We start from the raw sequence: 18,084 nt of genomic DNA, 5'->3' as shown, positions 1-18,084 counted from the left end.
ATCACTGCCTGTTCGCTCGGCGTGTCGGCGGCTCCGTCCAGGTCACCGGGGAGCCCGCCGAGTGCCGCGCAGTAGGTGTCGGACTGGGAGACACGCCCTAATCCAGGACGACGACGTTGAGCGGTCCGCGGATCCGGGTCTCAGGAACGGGCGCGGTAGGTGCGCATCTTGTTGCGGGAGCCGCAGAGGGACATCGTGCACCAGCGGCTGCGACCGGCCGGGCTGCGGTCGTAGTACACCCAGCGGCAGGTGTCGGCGGCGCACGCCTTGAGCCGCGGCCAGTTGCCGACAGCAACCGAGGTGGCGATGTCCGCCGCGAGACGGGAGACCAGCGCCTGAACGCCGGTCAGGCCGTCTGCCGGACGGACCGTCGCGCCTCCGTCGGCTGACAGCGCCAGCGTCAGCGGTGCGTCGGCGAGCAGCCGATCGAGCACGGTGAGGGATTCCGCCGGTACGTCGATGCCGGCGTGCGCCTGGCAGACATCCCGCACCGCCTCACGCAGGATCAGCACTTCCGCGAGGTCAGCCCGATCGAACCGGAGACTGGGCAGGCCGTGGTCGGCGCAGAACGCGCTCAGGTCCGCGGGTTTCGTCAGCGCGTCCTGCTCCATCTCCAGGTCGACGGTGTTCACCAGGTCCTGCACAAGCGTCAGCGGCTCAGGGGCAGGGGTGCGCTCGCCGGGCTGAATCACAGTTGCCACGTTACCGGCCATGGGGCATGATCCGGTAACGAAGTTACTGGATGAGGCGGAGGTACTGGTAACGGTGGACGGCGACTTCAAGCGTTTCTGGGCGGGACAGACGGTCTCCGCGGTCGGCACCCACGTGACCGCGGTCGCGCTTCCGCTGACCGCTGCGCTGACCCTCGACGCGGGAGCGGCAGGCGTGAGCGCCATCGCGACGGCGACCTACCTGCCCAGCGCGGCGCTGCCACTGCTCACCGGGCACTGGCTCGAAGGGCGGCGCAAGCGCGGAGTGATGATCGCCGTCGACATCATCCGCGCCGCGGCGCTGATGGTGATCCCGCTCGCCTGGGCGATGGACCAGCTCAGCCTGCTGCTGCTGGTCGCGGTCGCCTTCCTGGTCGGGGCGGCGAGTGTGGTGTTCGACATCGCGTCGTTCGCCTATCTCCCGGACTTCGTCGCCGAGGCCGACCTACCGTCCGCCAACCGCGCACTCCAGGGCTCGTCCACCGCCGCACAGGTCGGCGGCCCGGGCCTGTCCGGAATCCTGGTCCAGGTGCTCGGACCAGCCGTCGCCCTCCTCGTCGACGCCGTCTCCTACCTGGCCAGCGCCGTGGGCGTCGGATCGGCGCGACGACCGGAGGCCACACCGCACGCCACTGACGATCGACCAGGTCTGTGGGAAGGCGTTCGACAGATCAAGGTCAGCCCGTTCCTGCGCTCGCTGACCGCCCACGCCGCGCTCTACAACGCGTCCGCGCAGATCCTGGTCGTCAACCTCGTCGTCCTCGCGGTCAAGGAGCGCGGCCTGTCCGCGGGCGGGTACGGCATCGCCCTCAGTGCCGGCGGGGCCGGCGCCTTCGTCGGCGCCATGCTCGGTCTCCGTCTGGCCAAACGCCTCGGCTACGGCCGAGCCTTCGGTGCCTCACTCGTCCTGTCGACCGGTCTGCCGCTCCTGCTGGCGTTCCTCCCGGGCCGAGGCATCCAGTACGGCGTCCTCCTCGGCGTACTGCAGTTCCTGTCCGGCATCGGCCTCGGCAGCGCCAACGTCCTGTCCGTGACGATCCGCCAACTGCTCATCCCCCGCACCGCACTGGCCCGCAGCAACGGCGCGTACCGCACCTTCACCTTCGGCGTCCTCCCGATCGGCGCTGCGCTCGGCGGCGTACTCGGCAGCACCTTCGGCACCACCGCGGCCGTCGCCGTCGGATCCATCGGCATCGCCCTGTCCGCCCTCCCGATGTTCGTCCGCGAAGTCCGAACCCTAGAGACCCCGGTGACTACAGCGGCTTGAACGACGCCATTTCCAGGACCAGGTCCTGGGCCTCGTCGGAGGCGGCGAGGTCGACGCTGGCGGTGATGCGCCAGTCGTGGTGGCCCTCGGGGTCGTCGATGATCTGCTGGACCTCCCAGTAGCCCGGGTGCTCCTCGATCATGAACAGCGCAGGACCACGGGCCGCCGGGCCGGTGCCCACCACCTCGTGCTCCGCGTAGTACGCCGTACCTGCTTCGGCCCAGCGGCCGGCGTCCCAGCCCGACTCGGAGTCGAGCTGGCCGAGCTCGGCCCAGCGGTGCAGGGCGACCAGCTCGACGCGGCGGAACATGGCGTTGCGGACCAGGACCCGGAAAGCCCTGGTGTTCAAGGTGATCCGGCGCGGTCCGGCGGGGACCACCTCCGTCACCTCCTCGGTGGTCGGGTTGGTCAGCTCCTCCCACTCGTCGAGCAGGCTGGAGTCGGTCTGCCGGACCACTTCGCCGAGCCACTCGATCAGGTCGGTGAGGTCCTCGTTCACCTTGTCCGGCGGCACCGTCTGCCGCAGCGCCTTGTACGCGTCGCTCAGATACCGCAGGACGACGCCCTCCGACCGCGCCAGCCCGTAGAACCCGATGAACTCGCCGAACGTCATCGCCCGCTCGAACATGTCCCGGACCACCGACTTCGGCGACAGGCCGGAGTCCGCGATCCACGGGTGCGTCTGCCGGTACATCTCGAACGTTGCCTCGAGCAACTCGTTGAGCGGCTTCGGCCAGGTCACGTCCTCGAGCAGTTCCATCCGCTCGTCGTAGTCGATGCCCTCGGCCTTCATCGCGTTCACGGCCTCGCCGCGGGCGTGGTGCTCCTGCGCCCAGAGCACCGCCCGCGGGTCCTCCAGCGTCGCCTCGACCACCGACACCACGTCCAGCGCGTACGACGGATCCTCCGGGTCGAGCAGATCCAGCGCGGCCAGTGCGAAGGTCGACAGCGGCTGGTTCAGGCTGAAGTCCTTCTGCAGGTCCACGGTCAGGCGCAGCGTGCGGCCGTTCTCGTCGGGTTCGTCCAGCCGCTCGACCACACCGGCGGTGAGCAGCGTGCGGTAGATCTGGATCGCGCGGCGGATCAGCCGGACCTGGATCTTCGAGTCCTCGTGGTTGTCGCGAAGCAGGTGCCGCATGCTCTCGAACGCGTTGCCGTCGCGGGCGATCACGTTCAGCAGCATCGCGTGGCTGACCCGCATCCGGGACTGCAGCGCCTCGGGCTCGGCCGCAACCAGGCGGTCGAAGGTGTCCTCTCCCCAGGTGACGAAACCCTCCGGCGGCTTCTTGCGCTGCACCTTGCGCTGCTTCTTCGGGTCGTCGCCGGCCTTGGCCAGCGCCTTCACGTTCTCCACCACGTGATCCGGCGCCTGGACGACGACTGTGCCCGACGTGTCGTAGCCGGCCCGGCCGGCGCGACCCGCGATCTGGTGGAACTCGCGCGCCTTCAGGATCCGCTGCCGGCGTCCGTCGTACTTGCTCAGGGCGGTGAGTACGACGGTCCGGATCGGGACGTTGATGCCGACGCCGAGGGTGTCGGTGCCGCAGATGACCTTGAGCAGACCGGCCTGGGCGAGCTGCTCGACCAGACGGCGGTACTTCGGCAGCATGCCGGCGTGGTGGACGCCGATGCCGTGCTTGACCAGACGCTGCAGAGTCCGGCCGAAGCCCTTGCTGAACCGGAAGTTCCCGATCAGCTCGTTGATCTTCTCCTTCTCCTCCTTCGAGGAGACGTTGATGCTCATCAGCGCCTGGGCGCGCTCCAGCGCGGCGGCCTGGGTGAAGTGGACGACGTACACCGGCGCCTGGTGGGTGGTGAGGAGTTCCTCGAGCGTCTCGTGCAACGCGGTGGTGACGTACTTGTAGATCAGCGGGACCGGACGCTCGGCCGAGGACACGATCGCGGTCGGGCGGCCGGTACGGCGGGACAGGTCGATCTTGAACCGCTCGACGTCGCCGAGGGTCGCCGACATCAGGATGAACTGGGCGTCGGGCAGTTCCAGCAGCGGCACCTGCCAGGCCCAGCCGCGGTCCGGCTCGGAGTAGAAGTGGAACTCGTCCATCACCACCTGGCCGACGTCCGCGGCCGAGCCCTCGCGCAGCGAGACGTTCGCCAGCACCTCGGCGGTACAGCAGATGATCGGCGCCCCGGCGTTCACCGACGCGTCGCCGGTCAGCATGCCGACCTTGTCGGCGCCGAACACGTCGCAGAGCGCGAAGAACTTCTCCGACACCAGAGCCTTGATCGGCGCCGTGTAGAAGGTCCGCCGACCGTCCGCCAGCGCCGCGAAGTGCGCGCCCGTGGCGACCAGGCTCTTGCCCGACCCGGTCGGCGTCGACAGGATCACGTTCGACCCCGTCATCACCTCGATCAACGCCTCTTCCTGCGCCGGGTACAACGAGATCCCCTGCTCCCCCACCCACCGCGCGAACGCGTCGTACAGGTCGTCAGGCTCGGTCGTCCCCGGCAGTTGCTCAGTCAGCGTCATCACCACCCATTGTCCCTGACGACCGGAACCGTTCGGCCGCCGGTTGCGACCGTCCGGCGCTCGTCGCCACGCAAACGATTGCACGGCATGTCTATTCAGGCTTGACTCGGGAGATGACTTCTCTTTCGTGGCGCCGGATGGGCGCGAGTTTGCTGGTGACGGCGGTGGGTGCGGCGGGTCTGGTGGCGGCCGCGATTCCTGACGATGGCCCGGGCCCGGTTGGGACGGAGGTGGTGACGACATGGGGTGCGAGTGACGACATCGCCGGTGGGACGCTGAACGACGTCACGGTGCGGAACATCGTGCGGACGAGCGTCGGCGGGAAGGATCTGCGGATCCGGGTGTCGAACGCGAACGGCGATCAGCCGTTGGTGACGGACTCGGTGTATGTCGGGCGGCAGGAGGCCGGGGCGAGCGTCGTACCGGGGTCGAGCCGGCGGTTGACGTTCGGCGGGAAGACATCGGTGACGATTCCGCCGGGGGCGATGGCGATCAGTGATCCGCTGGCGGGACCGGTGCCGGCGCGGACGAGTCTGACCGTCAGTCTGCATGTGGTCGGTACGACGGGTGTGATCACGGCGCACAACCGGGCCATGCAGCACAGCTACAAGTCGACCTCCGGTGATCACGCGGCGGACGAGTCGGCGACGACGTACCAGACCGAGTCGTCGGCGTGGTACTTCGTCAACGCGGCGATCGTGACGGCGCCGCAGCAGGTGGAGACGGTGGCGACGCTGGGCGATTCGATCACGTCGTCGGTCGGTACGACGATCGACACGAACCGCCGGTGGCCGGACGTGCTGGCGGATCGGTACGGGCAACTGCCGGAGCACCGGCGGCTGGGGATCTCCAACGAGGGCATCTCGGGGAACCGCGTGCTCGGTGGGATCGCGAAGGCGGGCAGTGCCGGGGCGAGTGCGTTGGCGCGGCTCGACAAGGACGTGCTGACGAAGCCCGGCGTACGCACGGTGTTGTTGCTGGAAGGGATCAACGACATCTATGCGGGTGCGACTGGTGACGAGTTGATCGATGGGTATCGGCAGCTGATCGCGCGGGTTCACGCCAGTGGGCGGTGCATCGTCGGTGGGACGCTCACGCCCGTTGGCGGTTCGTTCGTGTACTCGCCTGAGAAGGAGGCTGCGCGGCAGGCTGTGAACACCTTCATCCGTACGAGCGGCGAGTTCGACGGCGTGGTCGACTTCGACGCCGCCACCCGGGATCCCGCCGATCCCAGTCGCCTCCAAGCCGCGTACGACGGCGGCGACGGCCTCCACCCCAACGACGCCGGCAACCACGCGATGGGTCAGGCACCCGACCTGGACACCCTCCGCTGTCAGTGAGAGAGGGCCGCACGCACCGCCCCGTGGGCGGTGCGTGCGGCTGGTCGTTACTTTCGGCCCTGGATGGACATTGCTTGTTCGTACTCGTGGCGGATCGCGTCGCCGCTTGACTTGCGCCAGTTGGCGACGGCCTTGTCCCAGTCCGAGAGATCGGAGCGGCCGAGCTGGATCTCCTTGGTGAGCGCCTCGAAGTCCTTGTCGGCGACCTTGCCCTTGGTCGAGTCGGTCGGTGAGTAGAGCCCGTACGTCGGCTGCAGGATCGCGGTGGGCAGGATCGTTTTGAGGTGGCTGTAGGCAACATCGACCGCCTCGGGGTGGCCCGGGAAGTAGACCGGATATCCACCGTCGGCCAGGTACTGGATCGGGAACTCGCCCAGGCAGACCTCGCTGCCGCCGGCCTCGGTCAGAACCGGGTCGGTGCCCTTCAGCGTGTAGTGCCGCCCGGGCAGGCCGAACTTGCGGAACAGATACTCCTCGGTCCCGAACGGCGCGGCCATCCAGTTCAGCACCCGCAACAGCATCTTGGTCCGCTCCGGCGAGCTGGGCCGCATCGCCGCGATCGAGTTGTTCGGCGACCCCAGCAGGAACCGCCCGACCTTCCCGGCGCTGTCACGCACGACCGGCAGCGCGATGGCGAAGTTCTTCGCCACGGCGCGGCGGTAGAAGCTCTGGATGGACGAGTAGGTGTCCTGCGTCATCACCGCCGAGCCCTGACTGAACCAGACCTTCTGGTTGTTCTTCGCCACCCCGTCGGGATGGATCAGCCCGTCGGCCTGCATCTTCGTGGAGATCGCGAGCATTTCCTTCTGCTCCGGGAGCTCCCGGCTGTGCACCAGGCGGCCGTCGCGAACCTCCCAGCCGTTCGGCAGCCCCAGCATCGCGCTCAGCGCCGCCGCGGGTGGGACCGCGAACGCCCAGCGGTTCTTCTTCCCGTCCGTCACCGCCTTGGCGACCTTGTTCAACTCGTCCACGGTGGGCGAGCCGAGCTCGACACCGAACTGGTCGAGCAGGTCCTGGCGGGCCAGCAGCAGGTTGGACGACATCACGCCGCGCTGGATCGGGACCGCCCGGATGCCGCCCGAGAACACGCATCCACGCCACGAGTCGGCCGACAGGTTGGCCAGGAACGGGTACTCCAGGATCGCGTCACCGGACAGGTACTCGGTCAGGTCCTGGGCCCGAGCCTCGAGGAACTGTGGCAGGTAGGAGAACTTGCCGTCGACGTTGAACAGATCACCCAGCGTGTCTCCTGCCACGGAGGTCGCGAACTTGTTGGTGTAGTCGGAGCCGGTGGCCGAAGTGATGGTCAGGTCCAGCGGTGAACCGATCCTGCGGTTCAGCTCCTGCCAGTACGGATTGCGATCGGCGGTCGGCGGAATCGGGTTCGACGTCGGGACGCTTCCGGAGATGCCTTCGCCGTCCGCGGGCGCGCCCTCGGTGACCCGGGTCGGATCGGCCGGGAACTGGTAGAAGCAGTCCGGCATCAACGGATGGCTCCGCGGCAGGTCCGGCTTCGGTCCGTCGAACGGCTTGTACGTCGGCAACGCGACCGGCCTGTTCAAGGCCGCGATGTCGGTCGATCGCGTCACCGTGGCACAACCGCTCAGGCCTCCGGCAGTGGCCGCCGCGGCCAGCGATCCACCGAGCAGCGTTCGTCTGCTGATCCGTTTGCTGCTCATGGTCATCCCTTCACCGCCCCGGTCAGCATGCCCTTGGTGAAGTGCCGCTGGAGGAACGGATAGACGATCAGGATCGGAACCAGGGAGACCACCAGGATCGCCATCTGGATCGACTCCTGTGGCGGAAGCTGGTCGGCCGACGCTCCACCGAGATCGCCACTGCTGAGCTCGGTGTTGTTGATGACGTAGGTCCGCAGTACCAGCTGCAGCGGCCACTTGGCCGTGTCGTTGATGTAGAGCATCGCGTTGAAGAACGCGTTCCAGTACCCGACCGCGTAGAACAGGCCGATCACCGCGAGGACTGCCCGCGACAGCGGGAGGACGATCGACCAGAAGATCCGGAAGTCGCCGGCACCGTCGACCCGGGCCGAGTCGATCACCGACGCCGGGATACTCATGAAGAACGAGCGGAGCACGATCACGTTGAAGCCGTTGATCGCGGTCGGCAGGACCAGCGCCAGCAGCGAGTCGAGCAGGCCGAACTCCTTCACCACCAGGTAGTTGGGGATCATCCCCGGGCTGAACAGGATGCTGAACAGCACGATCATCAGGATCGGCCGCTGCCCGAACGAGCCGGGCCGGCTCAGCGCGTACGCCAGCATGGTGGATCCGGCCAGACTGACCAGGGTGCCGCCGAGGGTGATCACGAAGCTGACCAGCAGTGCCCGTTGCACCACACCGCCGTTGAAGATCGCCCGGTAGGAGCCCCAGTTGATGCCGTCCGGCCAGAGCACGAAGCCGCCGGAGTTGGTGACATGCGCCTGGCTGGCGATGCTGGTCGAGATCACTCCGATGAAGGGGATGATCACCACCGCGCAGCACAGCACCAGCACGATGCCTTTGAGTGCCCGAGTCGGGATCGTCGGCACCTCGTCGATCGTCGACCGCCGGGTACCGGGCGGCCGGATGAGATTCGTCTGGGTACTCATGCTTTCTGGTACACCCCCGCCTCGCCGAAGATGTGTGCGACCTTGTTGGCGCCGATCACCAGGGCGACGCCGAACAGACCCTTGACCAGACCCACCGCGGCCGAGACTCCCCATTGGCCGGCCAGTACGCCGTTGTTGTAGACGTAGGTGTCCAGGACTTCGCTGGCCGGTCTGCCGACCAGGTTCTGCTGCAGGATGATCTGCTCGAAACCGACGGTGAGCGAGTCACCGAGCCGCAGGATCAGCAGCAGGATGATCAACCCGCGGATCCCGGGCACGGTGATGTGCCACAACTGCCGCAAGCGCGACGCTCCGTCGACCCGGGCCGCCTCGTACAGCCCCTGATCGATCTGCGTCAGCGCGGCCAGGAACAAGATCGTCCCCCACCCCGAGTCCTTCCAGATCACCTGGCTGGTGAGCAGCGCGATGAAGCTGTCGGGATTGCCGAGGAAGTCGATCGTGTCGATGCCTCGGGCCCGCAACGTGTTGTTGATCAGGCCGCTGCCGCCGAGGATCTGCTGGAAGATCGCGATCACGATCACCCAGGACAGGAAGTGCGGCAGGTACAGCACCGACTGCACGACGCGCTTGATCCGCTCCGACAGCAGGCTGTTCAGCAACAGGGCCAGCGCGATCGGCGCCGGAAAGACGAAGATCACCTGGACCAGCGTGATCAGCAGCGTGTTCTTCAAGGCGTTCAGGAACTCTGCGTCACCGTTGAAGATCACCGCGAAGTTGTCCAGCCCGACCCAGGCGCTGCGTCCGAACGGAACGAACGGCAGGTACTCCTGGAACGCGATCAGGTTGCCGAGCAACGGCAGATAGTGGAAGGCGAGCATCAAGGCCAGACCGGGGATCGCCATCAGCAGCAGGACCTTGTCCCGGCGAGCTCGCGCCCACCAGGACAGCTGCTGGCCGCCGGCGGGCGGTGCGGATCTCCCGGCAGTCGAGGTGCCCGGGGGTCCCGAGTCGGTCGGCCGCGCTTGATCGATCACCATGGTTTGTTTCGTTTCGGGGCTGAGGATTTCGTCGGCTCGAGCCACGCGACACTCCCTGCGTCGTCGGTGAACATCGCTCTCCCAGTGGGAGAGCGCTTTCCGTTCCCCCCTGTTCGATGCTGTCGTGTTTTGGGGAGTGGCGCAGCTCCAGCCGGAGAGTCATCCGCGAATCGGTTCGACCCGATGCGAATCGGCAGCGCGTCAGCGGCTCAGAAATGAGCGGCGGTTCAGGGCCGGTGGTGCCAGCGGGGTTCGACGTCGCCCTGCCGGGCCAGGTGTTCCAGGTGTGCGCGGGCCATCCGGACCGTCTGGAGGTTGATGCCTCCGTAATTGCCCAGGTCGGTGCCGATGACCGTGGCCAGTTCACGGACCGTGAGCGAACCCTTCGTCCGCAGGAGTTTCACCGTCAGCGCTTCGACCTCAGCCACCCACTCCAGGCTCTCGGTGATGCGTTTGCGACCGGCAACCGAGTCCAGCACGTCGCCATGCGACGGAACGAGGGCGTCGAAGTCCAACTCCAGCAGGCGATTCAGTCCGCCGACGTACCGATCGACGTCGGTGTAGAGCGGAGCCAACCAGGTGGAGCTGTCCAGGTAAGGCTGACCGCGGCCTTGCACATCGTCGAAGGTGAACAGGGTTCGGGACGACTCGTCCAGTACGGCGATATGGCCAGGACTGTGGCCGCTCGTCGTCATGACGCGGAGTGAGCGATCGAGCGGAAGGTAATCGCCGTCGCGGAGCAGTACGTCGACCCGAACGCGCTCGTCGAGCATCTCGAGCAGCTCCGAGCGTTCGGCCGACGACAGGTCCATGGCGGCCGGATCCGAGCCCCACAGCTCGGTCAGCAACAGCTCGTTGTCCTCCAGCCAGCCCACCTCCGCCGCCGGAGCGGCTACCCGCGCACCACTCGCCCTCTTCAGTACGGCGTTCCCACCCATGTGATCCGGATGCGCATGACTGTTGACGACGAGCGTCAGGTCGGCCAGCCCGAGGCCCAGCCCAGCCAACTCGGGTGCCGTCGCAACCTCCGGGGTGGAGGCGATCCCCGCGTCGAGGAGCACAAGTTCGGAGCCCGCGTCGATCACGTGCAGCCACAACGGCAGCCCGCACACATGCGGGTAGTCCGTTGCCAACCGATGGATTCCCGGTGCGATCTCAACGGGCACAGCTCACCGTCCTTCGAAGTCGCCAGTACGACGCTCCGCGAAGGCCGCTCGGCCTTCGGCTGCGTCGCGGGTACCGAGAGCAACTGCCTGCAGCTCACGCTCGTACTGGATGGCCTGTTCGAGTCCCATCGACCATGCGGCCCGCAGGTTCGCCTTGGCCGCCTGCGCGGCGATCGGTGGCCGGACAGCGATCCGGTGCGCCAACTCGGTTGCAGCAGGCAACACCTCGGAAGGCGGCAGCACCTGGCTGACCAGCCCGATCCGCAAGGCTTCCGCCGCGTCGATCGGATCACCGGTCAGCAGCATCATCGCCGCATCGCTGGCCGGCACCGACGCCGCGAGCAGTGCGGTCACACCGCCACCACCGATCCACCCGAGCTTGATCTCGGCCGCGGCGAAACTCGCCGACGACGAGGCCAGCCGGATGTCGCAGGACAGCGCCAGCTCGAGCCCACCGCCGTACGCATAGCCGTTGATCGCCGCGATCACCGGCGTACGCAGGGCGCGTAAGGCGTCGCAGTAGTCGCGGCGGTTCCGGAAGTGCCAGGGGCCGTCGTACCGGTCAAGTTCGCCGATGTCGCTGCCGACGGAGAAGGCCCGGTCGCCCGCACCGGTCACGACGACTGCCCGAATCGAAGGGTCCTCGTCGATCTTCGGGATCAGCTCGAGCAGTTCCGCGCTCATCGAACGGGTCGCCGCGTTCAGCTTGGCCGGCCGGTCGAGCGTGAGCAGCCCGACGTACCCGTCCTGCTCGAAGGCGATCCGGCCGTCATCCATGACTCACGCTCCGGTAGTCGTCCTCGATCCGGTCGACCGCGGCCCCCGGATCACTGGCGTCGTCCAGCAGCTCCCGCACCCGCTCCGACAGTTCGTCCTGGAACGCGATCCACCCGTCGAACCGTGGCCGGATGTACGACGTCGTGAGCGTGCCGAGCGTGGCCGAGTAGTGCCCGTTCCACGCTTTGTCCACCACGTCGGACGCCCACACGGCCGCGGTCGCCGACTGCCCGCCGACCGTCGACACGACATCCAACTGAGTGCTGACGTCCAGCAACCCGCGCACGTACTTCGTCACCGCCAGGACGTGTCGGTAGGCCCGCGGAGTCACAGCCAGTCCAGTCCCACCCAGCGTGCTGTTGGCCAGCCGGTCCGCCGGCCGCAACCGCGGCGCTGCCGACCAGGCCAGCGGCTGCCGGTCCTCCCCCACGGCACCGTAGTACGCATAGCTGTACACCAGCGGACAGCACACCAGCTCGTTGCTCTCAGCAAGCAGCTCGTGGATCCCGATCGGATCGAGCTCCGCCAGACTCCGATCACTCCGCTGCCACACAGCTCGTAGTACCCGGATCGCCTCGACCGCTCGATCCCGATCGAGCAATCGAGCCCCAGTCCGGTCGCCGGCGAGTCCGAGCAACATCAACCCGGCATGCGGCCCAGCGACACACAGTACGACGCCCGGCGTCTCCAGTACGTCGGACCAGGTTGCCGGCGGCGTGGTCAGCCGGTCCGGCCGATACAGACACGTCTGCGTCGCCGCATCGATCGGCAGCGCCCATCCGTACCCGTGCAACCGATAGCTGTCCCACGTTGGCTCGATCGCCCGCGACCGCCACACCTTGAGATCCCGCGCCGCGAACACGTCCTCCACCGGCAGGATCGCGCCCGCCTCGACGGCCGCCCCGAGCCCGGGATGATCGACCACGAGCAGGTCGTACTTCTCGGCCAGCTCCGCCAACGGCGTGGACTCGAACCCGGACAACGGCTGCCGATCCCACACCACCTGTACGCCGGACTCGTTGAACGCCTCCAACGGCCGGTAGCCACGGGGGTGATCCCAGGTCAGCCCGCGCAGTTGCACGGTCACGGCGAAACCACCGCGCCTTGCTGGAGCAACGCCTGCCGCTGCTCCGACGACAGTCCCAGCTCGGCGAGCAGTTCATCGGTGTGCTCGCCGACGAGCGGTGCTGGACGCCGTACCTCCGCAGGCGTCCGGCTGAACCGATACGGGAACCCCGGCGTCGTCACTGCACCCTCGGTCGGGTGCTCGTACGTGACGAACGAGCCGTTGTGCAGCACCTGCGGATCCGTGCGTACGTCGGCGTACGACAGCACCGGCCCACACCAGACACCGCGCTCGCGCAGCTTGTGCAACCAGTGGTCGGTCGACTCCCGCCGCAACGCGTTCGACACCGCCGCGGCGATCTCATCGCGCCGGGTGAAGCCGTCCCGTTCCGCATCCAGCCCTGCCAGCTGAGGTGCGTCCAGCACCTCGGCCAGCACCGGCAGGTTGGCGAACGCCAGCGAGAGATAGCCGTCGGCGGTCGTGAAGATGCCGTACGGCGCACGGATGTAACTGTGCGCGTGCACCTCCTCGGACCTCGTCTGTGGAATGCCACCGACCGTGTGCACGGACAACTCCTGCATCTGCAGCGCGATCACCGCGTCCAGCATGTTGACCTGCACGAGCTGCCCCTCGCCAGTGCGTTCGCGATGCAGCAACGCGGCCAGCACCCCTTCGAAGGCGCTGTACGCCGTGACCGCGTCGGCAAGGAAGTACGGCGCGGCGACCGGCGGCTCGTCCGGACGACCGGCGCTGAACAACGCACCGCTCATCGCCTGGACCAGCAGGTCCTGTCCCGGCCAGTCGGCGTACGGACCGGTCTCGCCGTACCCGGAGATCGACACATAGATCAGGTCGGGCTTCAGTGCGCGCAAGGTGTCGTAGTCCAGGCCGAGCCGGGCGGCGACGCCGGGCCGGTAGTTCTGCAGGAACACGTCGGCCGACTTCACCAGCTCATGGACCACCTCGCGACCCTCGGCAGACTTCAGGTCGACTGCGAGGCTGCGTTTGTTCCGGTTCAGGGACAGGAACGACGCGTTCACCTCGTTCCCAGTGGCGCCACCGGCAGCCGTGTGCCGTTGCCATTCGCCGGTCACCGGCTCGACCTTGACCACGTCGGCGCCCAGGTCGCCGAGCCGCATCGCTGCCAGCGGTCCGGCCATCGCCACCGACACGTCGAGGACGCGGTAGCCGTCGAGAATGCTCATTGAGCGGTCCATCCCGCGTCCACCGGCAGGACGGTCCCGGTGATGAACGACGCGTCGTCGCTGGCGAGGAACGCGATCGCGGCCGCGACCTCCGACGGCTGTCCGATCCGGCCGAGCGCGTGATGCCGGTCGACCATCGCTTGCATCGCGCCAGGATCATCCGCGCCTCCGACCTTGCCGTCGCGGATCAGCGGGGTGTCGATCAGCCCGGGCGCGACGCAGTTTGCACGGACGCCGGCCCGGCCGTGATCGAGCGCCATCGCGCGGGTCAGGTTCTCCACGCCGGCCTTCGCCGCGCAGTACGCCGACCGGTTGCGCTCCCCCACCGTGCCGATCGCCGAGGAGATCGTCACGATCGCCCCGCCGCCCTGCTCGACGAACCGAGGCAGTATGGCGCGGCAGGAGTTGTAGACGCCGGTCAGATCGACATCGAGGATCGTCTGCCACTCGTCGGGCGAGGTATTCGGCACGGTGTCGCACACGTCGACCCCGGCTGCACTGACCAGGACGTCAACGGCGTCAAGCGATGCGACGAGCTGAGCAGTCCCAGCGAGGTCCGTCACGTCCAGTTCGTACCCCCGCCCGCCGACCTCCGAGGCGACCTTCGCCGCCGAATCGCCGTTTCTGTCACACACGATCACGGTGCCGCCCTCGGCGGCGATCCGGCGGGCGGTGGCCGCGCCGATCCCGGAGGCACCTCCGGTGATCAGCGCGACCTTGCCTACATACCGTTCCTTGTCCATAAGTGATCCGCGTACCTCAGGGCTTCTCGTAAGGGAAGGACGGCAGTACGCCGATCTGGTCGTACTGCATCCGGGAGTCGTCGAACCCGGGCTCCCAGCTGACGTTGGCGAATGTGTCGCACGGTCCCGCCGACGGCCCGTGGTACGGGTCGCTCTCGGTGTTGGTCACCTTGATGTCGGAGAACGCGAAGGCACAGCCGCCGAAGTCCATGTGCACGCCGTACGGCTTGCTGTCCGGCATCGACGGATCCGCGTTCGCGTCGTCGATGATCAGCTGGGACACGGCCGCCTCCGGGGTGTACGGCGGCTGGTTGCGTACGCCGTACGCGTAGAACGGACCGGTGTCACCGCTGTCCTGGGCCAGGTGCGACAGCCGCACGTGGTGGACGGTGTTGCCACTGGCGTAGTTGTCCGCGTTCGGGATCTCCGGCCGGGACTCGATGCTGATGCCGTACCGGGCGCCGTGCTCGACGACGGTGTGACTGATCTCGTTGCCGCCGCTGTTCATGATCTCCACGCCGGCGGAGTCGCCCGGGACCAGTTCGCCGATGTGATGGATGTAGTTGTTGGTGAACGTGTTGCCGTGGGCAACATCGCCCTCACCCGGCCAACCGCCCTCGACCTTGATGCCGTCGTTGCCGAGGTGCTCGAGCAGACTGTCCGACACCGTGGTCTTCTCGTTCGCGAAGAGCAGTTCGATCGCGGTGAACCCGGTCTGCTGCAGGTGCATTCGGGTCAGTTTGACGCCCCGGGTGTTGGTGAGCGTGATCGCGCCCCACCGGTTCCGCGGCAGTTCGATCTGGGTGTCGTACTTCGGGTACTTGCGCTTGAACCCCGAGTCACCGGTCTGGTTCCAGCCGTACCGGTACCACTCCATGAAGTCGGTGTGCTGGATCGTCAGCCCGTCGAGGGTCAGGTTCTCCACCCGCCGGTTCGCGGATGCGCCGGCGATCGAGAACACCTGTGTCTGCGTCGGGCGCATCACGTGTACGCCGTCCATCGTGCCGCCGGCCGGCTTGTAGTACAGCGTCTTCGCGGGGTAGTCCAGGTAGTACTCGCCGGCCTGGTCGAGCAGGCTCAACGAGTTCTGCACGAAGTACCGCGAGCCGCCGCCGGAGTTGATGAAGCCGTAGCGCGCCGGGTAGACCAGCGTCGTCCGTTTCTTGGTGAAGTTGATGTCGAGCATCGGGATCGTGTCGGTGAACCACGACCACGACCCGCCCGACCACACCGTCACCTGCGCCGGCCACGACGTACCCAGACGCAGGTCCCACGACGGGTCGATGTCATCAGCGTTGAATCCGAGCTGGTCGCGCACCGCCTCCTTGGTCGAGTCGAACAGGATCGACCGCAGGTACGGCGCCCACTTGTCGTCGGACTGCCGGTTCGGGTACCGCGCTGTGGTCGCACGCTCCCCGTCGACGTACAGGCTGTAGAACGGCTGGTCGATGTCGACCGGCGCCTTGAAGATCCCGTCCTGGTACGGCGTCCACCCGGTGACCTCCCGCGCCGCCTCGAACACCGCCTTCCCCGGCCCGTCCACACTCCGGTACGTCACCCCGGAGTCGCGATCGTCGAAGCTGATCGTCTTGTCGACCTGATACGTCCCGGCCTTCAGGTTCACGACCGGCGCACACGCAGGCTTCGTGAACCGCAGAGTGTCGCGAGCATGCTCGACCGTCTTCCAGGGCTTGCGCTGCGTCCCCGGACCGGCATCGTTCCCGGCCGGCGACACCCAGAACGACTCACACTCGGCAGCGTCCTTCAGGCCCGCACCAAGCGCCGAACCTGCGCCGACGACAGCGAGCGCAACACCTATGACCACACCGCCAATCAGTCGCATCTCGCTCACCGCCCCGCCACGTCGTACGGGAAGCCGGGGAGGACGCCGATCTTGTCGTACTCCATCTTCGAGGCGTCGAAACCCTCCGCCCAGTTCGCGTTGGCGACCTGGTTGCACTGGTACGACTGGTACTTGTCGTCGGTCACCTGGCCGACCTCGATGTCGCTGAAGCTGAAGCCGCAACCACCGGCGTCCATGTGCACGCCCCGGGTTCCGCTGTCCGGCATCGACGCATCCGGGATCACGTCGGTGATGACCATCTGCTTGACCGTGTTCTGCACTGGATGCGGCTCCTGGTTGTCGACGCCGTAGGTGTAGAACGCGCCCATGTCACCGCTGTCCAGACCGGTCTCCTCCAGCCGGATGTAGGAGAAGTTGTTGCCGGACGCGTACTGCTCGCCGTCGGTCACCTCCGGACGCGACTCCAGGCTGATGCCGTACCGGGCGCTGTGCTTCACGACAACGTGCGAAACCTCGTTGTTGCCGGTGTCCATCAGCTCGATCCCTGCCGCGTCGCCCGGGACCAGCTCGCCGACGTGGTCGATGTAGAGGTTGGTGAACGTGTTGTGGTTCGCGACGTCGCCCTCGCCCGGGTACGGGCCTTCGACCTTGATGCCGTCACCACCAATGTTCTCCAGCAGATTGTCGGCGATCCTCACGTGGTCGTTGGCCGACAGCAGGTAGACACCGTGGAAGCCGGTGTCGTGCACGTGCAGCCCGGTCAGGTCAACGTTGCGGGTGTTGGTCAGCGTGACCGCGCCGTACCGGTTGCGGGTCATCTCGATCTGGCGGTCGTACTCCGGGTACTTGTGCTGCTGACCGGAGTCCCCGGCGCTGATCCAGCCCGAGCGGTACCACTGCATGAAGTCGGTGGCCGCGATCCCGAGTCCGTCGAACGCGATGTCGTGCAGCCGGCGCGCGGGCGAGACCCCGGCCAGCGAGAGCACCTGGGTCTGCGTCGGGCGGAGGACCCGCTTGCCGTCCATCGTGCCGCCGCGAGGCTTGTAGTACAGCTCCTTGTTCGCCCAGTCCAGGTAGTACTCGTCCTCGGCGTCGAGGAGGTCGAGGGAGTTCTGGACGAAGTACCGGGAACCGGACCGGGAGTTCATCATCGCGTACCGGGTCCAGTAGTCCAGGATGACCTTGTTGTCCTTCCAGTCCGCGTTCTTGATCGGCACCGTGTCGGTGAACCAGCTCCACGACCCGCCCGACCAGATCATCAGCTGGGCCGGCCAGTCGGTGTAGCTGTTCAGGTTCCAGGTCTCGTTCCAGTCGCCCTCGGTGTAGCCGACCTGGTCGCGCAGGGCCTCCTTCTCCGGCTCGATCAGGACCGACTTCAGGTACGGCGCCCATTCGTCGTCCGACTGCCGGTTCGGGTACCGGGCCGTGGTGGCCCGCTCGCCGTCGACGTACAGCGTGTAGAACGGCTGGTCGATGTCGACCTCGGCCTTGAAGATTCCGTCCCGGTACGGCGTCCAGCCGGTGACCTCCTGCGCCGCCTCGAGCTCCGCCTTCCCCGGACCGTCCACGCTCCGGTACACGACCTTGTGCCCGTTCGACCCGGAGTCACGGTCGTCGAAGCCGATCGTCTTGGCCACCGGGTAGGTGCCGGCCTTCAGGTTGACCACCAGGTCACAGGACATCCGCTGGTTCAGCCCGCGGGCGCGGATGGTGTCGCGAGCGTGCTCGATCGTCCGCCACGGCTTGCGTTCGGTTCCCGGAGCCGCGTCGTCGCCGGTCGGCGAAACCCAGAACGCGTCGCACTTGTCCTGCCCGGCCGCCGGGGCGGCGGCTCGCGCCGCCACCCCGCCGCCGAGGACGAGCGCCGGGAGGGCGAGCCCGGCGATCACTCCACCGATGAATCCACGCATCT

The 18,084-nt window shown here is 67.4% G+C and carries 14 protein-coding genes; 2 read left to right on the top strand and 12 right to left on the bottom strand.

Annotated elements, in window-relative coordinates; translation table 11 throughout:
* Positions 1-140: 140 nt before the first annotated feature.
* Positions 141-701: a CGNR zinc finger domain-containing protein gene (locus tag OG817_RS05320; RefSeq protein WP_406052530.1), complete on the bottom strand. Its 561-nt coding sequence runs from the start codon at positions 699-701 to the stop codon at positions 141-143.
* Between the two features lie 10 nt (positions 702-711).
* Between OG817_RS05320 and OG817_RS05315 the strand changes: the two genes are divergently transcribed.
* On the top strand, positions 712-1,977 hold the full coding sequence (locus OG817_RS05315; RefSeq protein ID WP_406052528.1) for an MFS transporter: 1,266 nt from the start codon (positions 712-714) through the stop codon (positions 1,975-1,977).
* On the opposite strand, the gene OG817_RS05310 is transcribed toward OG817_RS05315, so the two are convergent.
* Positions 1,964-4,465, bottom strand: coding sequence for a DEAD/DEAH box helicase (locus tag OG817_RS05310; RefSeq protein WP_406052526.1), 2,502 nt, complete (start codon positions 4,463-4,465; stop codon positions 1,964-1,966). The two genes, OG817_RS05315 and OG817_RS05310, sit on opposite strands and share 14 nt — an antisense overlap.
* Before the next feature lie 113 nt (positions 4,466-4,578).
* On the opposite strand from OG817_RS05310, the gene OG817_RS05305 reads away from it, so the two are divergent.
* Positions 4,579-5,805, top strand: coding sequence for an SGNH/GDSL hydrolase family protein (locus tag OG817_RS05305; RefSeq protein ID WP_406052524.1), 1,227 nt, complete (start codon positions 4,579-4,581; stop codon positions 5,803-5,805).
* A gap of 47 nt (positions 5,806-5,852) precedes the next feature.
* On the opposite strand, the gene OG817_RS05300 is transcribed toward OG817_RS05305, so the two are convergent.
* From OG817_RS05300 to OG817_RS05255, 10 genes are all read right to left on the bottom strand, one after another.
* Positions 5,853-7,484 carry an extracellular solute-binding protein gene (locus OG817_RS05300; protein ID WP_396393834.1) on the bottom strand — a complete coding sequence of 544 codons (1,632 nt, stop codon included), beginning with the start codon at positions 7,482-7,484 and terminating at the stop codon, positions 5,853-5,855.
* A gap of 2 nt (positions 7,485-7,486) precedes the next feature.
* A complete protein-coding gene (locus OG817_RS05295) occupies positions 7,487-8,413 on the bottom strand; it encodes a carbohydrate ABC transporter permease (protein WP_360440236.1) in 927 nt (308 codons plus the stop codon).
* Positions 8,410-9,411 carry an ABC transporter permease subunit gene (locus OG817_RS05290; protein WP_360440233.1) on the bottom strand — a complete coding sequence of 334 codons (1,002 nt, stop codon included), beginning with the start codon at positions 9,409-9,411 and terminating at the stop codon, positions 8,410-8,412. The genes OG817_RS05295 and OG817_RS05290 overlap by 4 nt, the downstream gene beginning before the upstream one ends.
* 227 nt (positions 9,412-9,638) lie before the next feature.
* The gene (locus tag OG817_RS05285) at positions 9,639-10,577 is read right to left on the bottom strand and encodes an MBL fold metallo-hydrolase (protein ID WP_406052523.1); all 939 of its coding nucleotides are present in this window, start codon (positions 10,575-10,577) and stop codon (positions 9,639-9,641) included.
* Between the two features lie 3 nt (positions 10,578-10,580).
* Entirely contained in the window at positions 10,581-11,354 is a 774-nt protein-coding gene (locus OG817_RS05280; protein ID WP_393395707.1) for an enoyl-CoA hydratase/isomerase family protein, read from the bottom strand.
* A complete protein-coding gene (locus OG817_RS05275; RefSeq protein WP_406052521.1) occupies positions 11,347-12,441 on the bottom strand; it encodes a hypothetical protein in 1,095 nt (364 codons plus the stop codon). Before OG817_RS05275 ends, OG817_RS05280 begins: the two co-directional genes overlap by 8 nt.
* Complete coding sequence (locus OG817_RS05270; RefSeq protein ID WP_406052519.1) at positions 12,438-13,625, bottom strand: CaiB/BaiF CoA transferase family protein; 1,188 nt, start codon at positions 13,623-13,625, stop codon at positions 12,438-12,440. The genes OG817_RS05275 and OG817_RS05270 overlap by 4 nt, the downstream gene beginning before the upstream one ends.
* A complete protein-coding gene (locus OG817_RS05265; RefSeq protein WP_406052517.1) occupies positions 13,622-14,368 on the bottom strand; it encodes an SDR family NAD(P)-dependent oxidoreductase in 747 nt (248 codons plus the stop codon). Before OG817_RS05265 ends, OG817_RS05270 begins: the two co-directional genes overlap by 4 nt.
* A gap of 16 nt (positions 14,369-14,384) precedes the next feature.
* Entirely contained in the window at positions 14,385-16,211 is a 1,827-nt protein-coding gene (locus OG817_RS05260; protein WP_406052515.1) for a right-handed parallel beta-helix repeat-containing protein, read from the bottom strand.
* 5 nt (positions 16,212-16,216) lie between these two features.
* Entirely contained in the window at positions 16,217-18,082 is a 1,866-nt protein-coding gene (locus tag OG817_RS05255; protein WP_406052513.1) for a right-handed parallel beta-helix repeat-containing protein, read from the bottom strand.
* Positions 18,083-18,084: the final 2 nt, after the last annotated feature.

Source organism: Kribbella sp. NBC_00889 (assembly GCF_045207705.1).
Classification (GTDB): domain Bacteria; phylum Actinomycetota; class Actinomycetes; order Propionibacteriales; family Kribbellaceae; genus Kribbella.
This window is presented reverse-complemented; position numbering and strand designations above follow the sequence as displayed.

Bases quoted from the DNA above. Each gene is read 5' to 3' on its own strand.
- OG817_RS05315 (WP_406052528.1), top strand. From the start codon at position 712: ATGGGGCATGATCCGGTAACGAAGTTACTGGATGAGGCGGAGGTACTG.
- OG817_RS05310 (WP_406052526.1), bottom strand. From the start codon at position 4,465: ATGACGCTGACTGAGCAACTGCCGGGGACGACCGAGCCTGACGACCTG.
- OG817_RS05305 (WP_406052524.1), top strand. From the start codon at position 4,579: ATGACTTCTCTTTCGTGGCGCCGGATGGGCGCGAGTTTGCTGGTGACG.
- OG817_RS05300 (WP_396393834.1), bottom strand. From the start codon at position 7,484: ATGAGCAGCAAACGGATCAGCAGACGAACGCTGCTCGGTGGATCGCTG.
- OG817_RS05295 (WP_360440236.1), bottom strand. From the start codon at position 8,413: ATGAGTACCCAGACGAATCTCATCCGGCCGCCCGGTACCCGGCGGTCG.
- OG817_RS05290 (WP_360440233.1), bottom strand. From the start codon at position 9,411: ATGGTGATCGATCAAGCGCGGCCGACCGACTCGGGACCCCCGGGCACC.
- OG817_RS05280 (WP_393395707.1), bottom strand. From the start codon at position 11,354: ATGGATGACGGCCGGATCGCCTTCGAGCAGGACGGGTACGTCGGGCTG.
- OG817_RS05270 (WP_406052519.1), bottom strand. From the start codon at position 13,625: ATGAGCATTCTCGACGGCTACCGCGTCCTCGACGTGTCGGTGGCGATG.
- OG817_RS05265 (WP_406052517.1), bottom strand. From the start codon at position 14,368: ATGGACAAGGAACGGTATGTAGGCAAGGTCGCGCTGATCACCGGAGGT.
- OG817_RS05260 (WP_406052515.1), bottom strand. From the start codon at position 16,211: ATGCGACTGATTGGCGGTGTGGTCATAGGTGTTGCGCTCGCTGTCGTC.
- OG817_RS05255 (WP_406052513.1), bottom strand. From the start codon at position 18,082: ATGCGTGGATTCATCGGTGGAGTGATCGCCGGGCTCGCCCTCCCGGCG.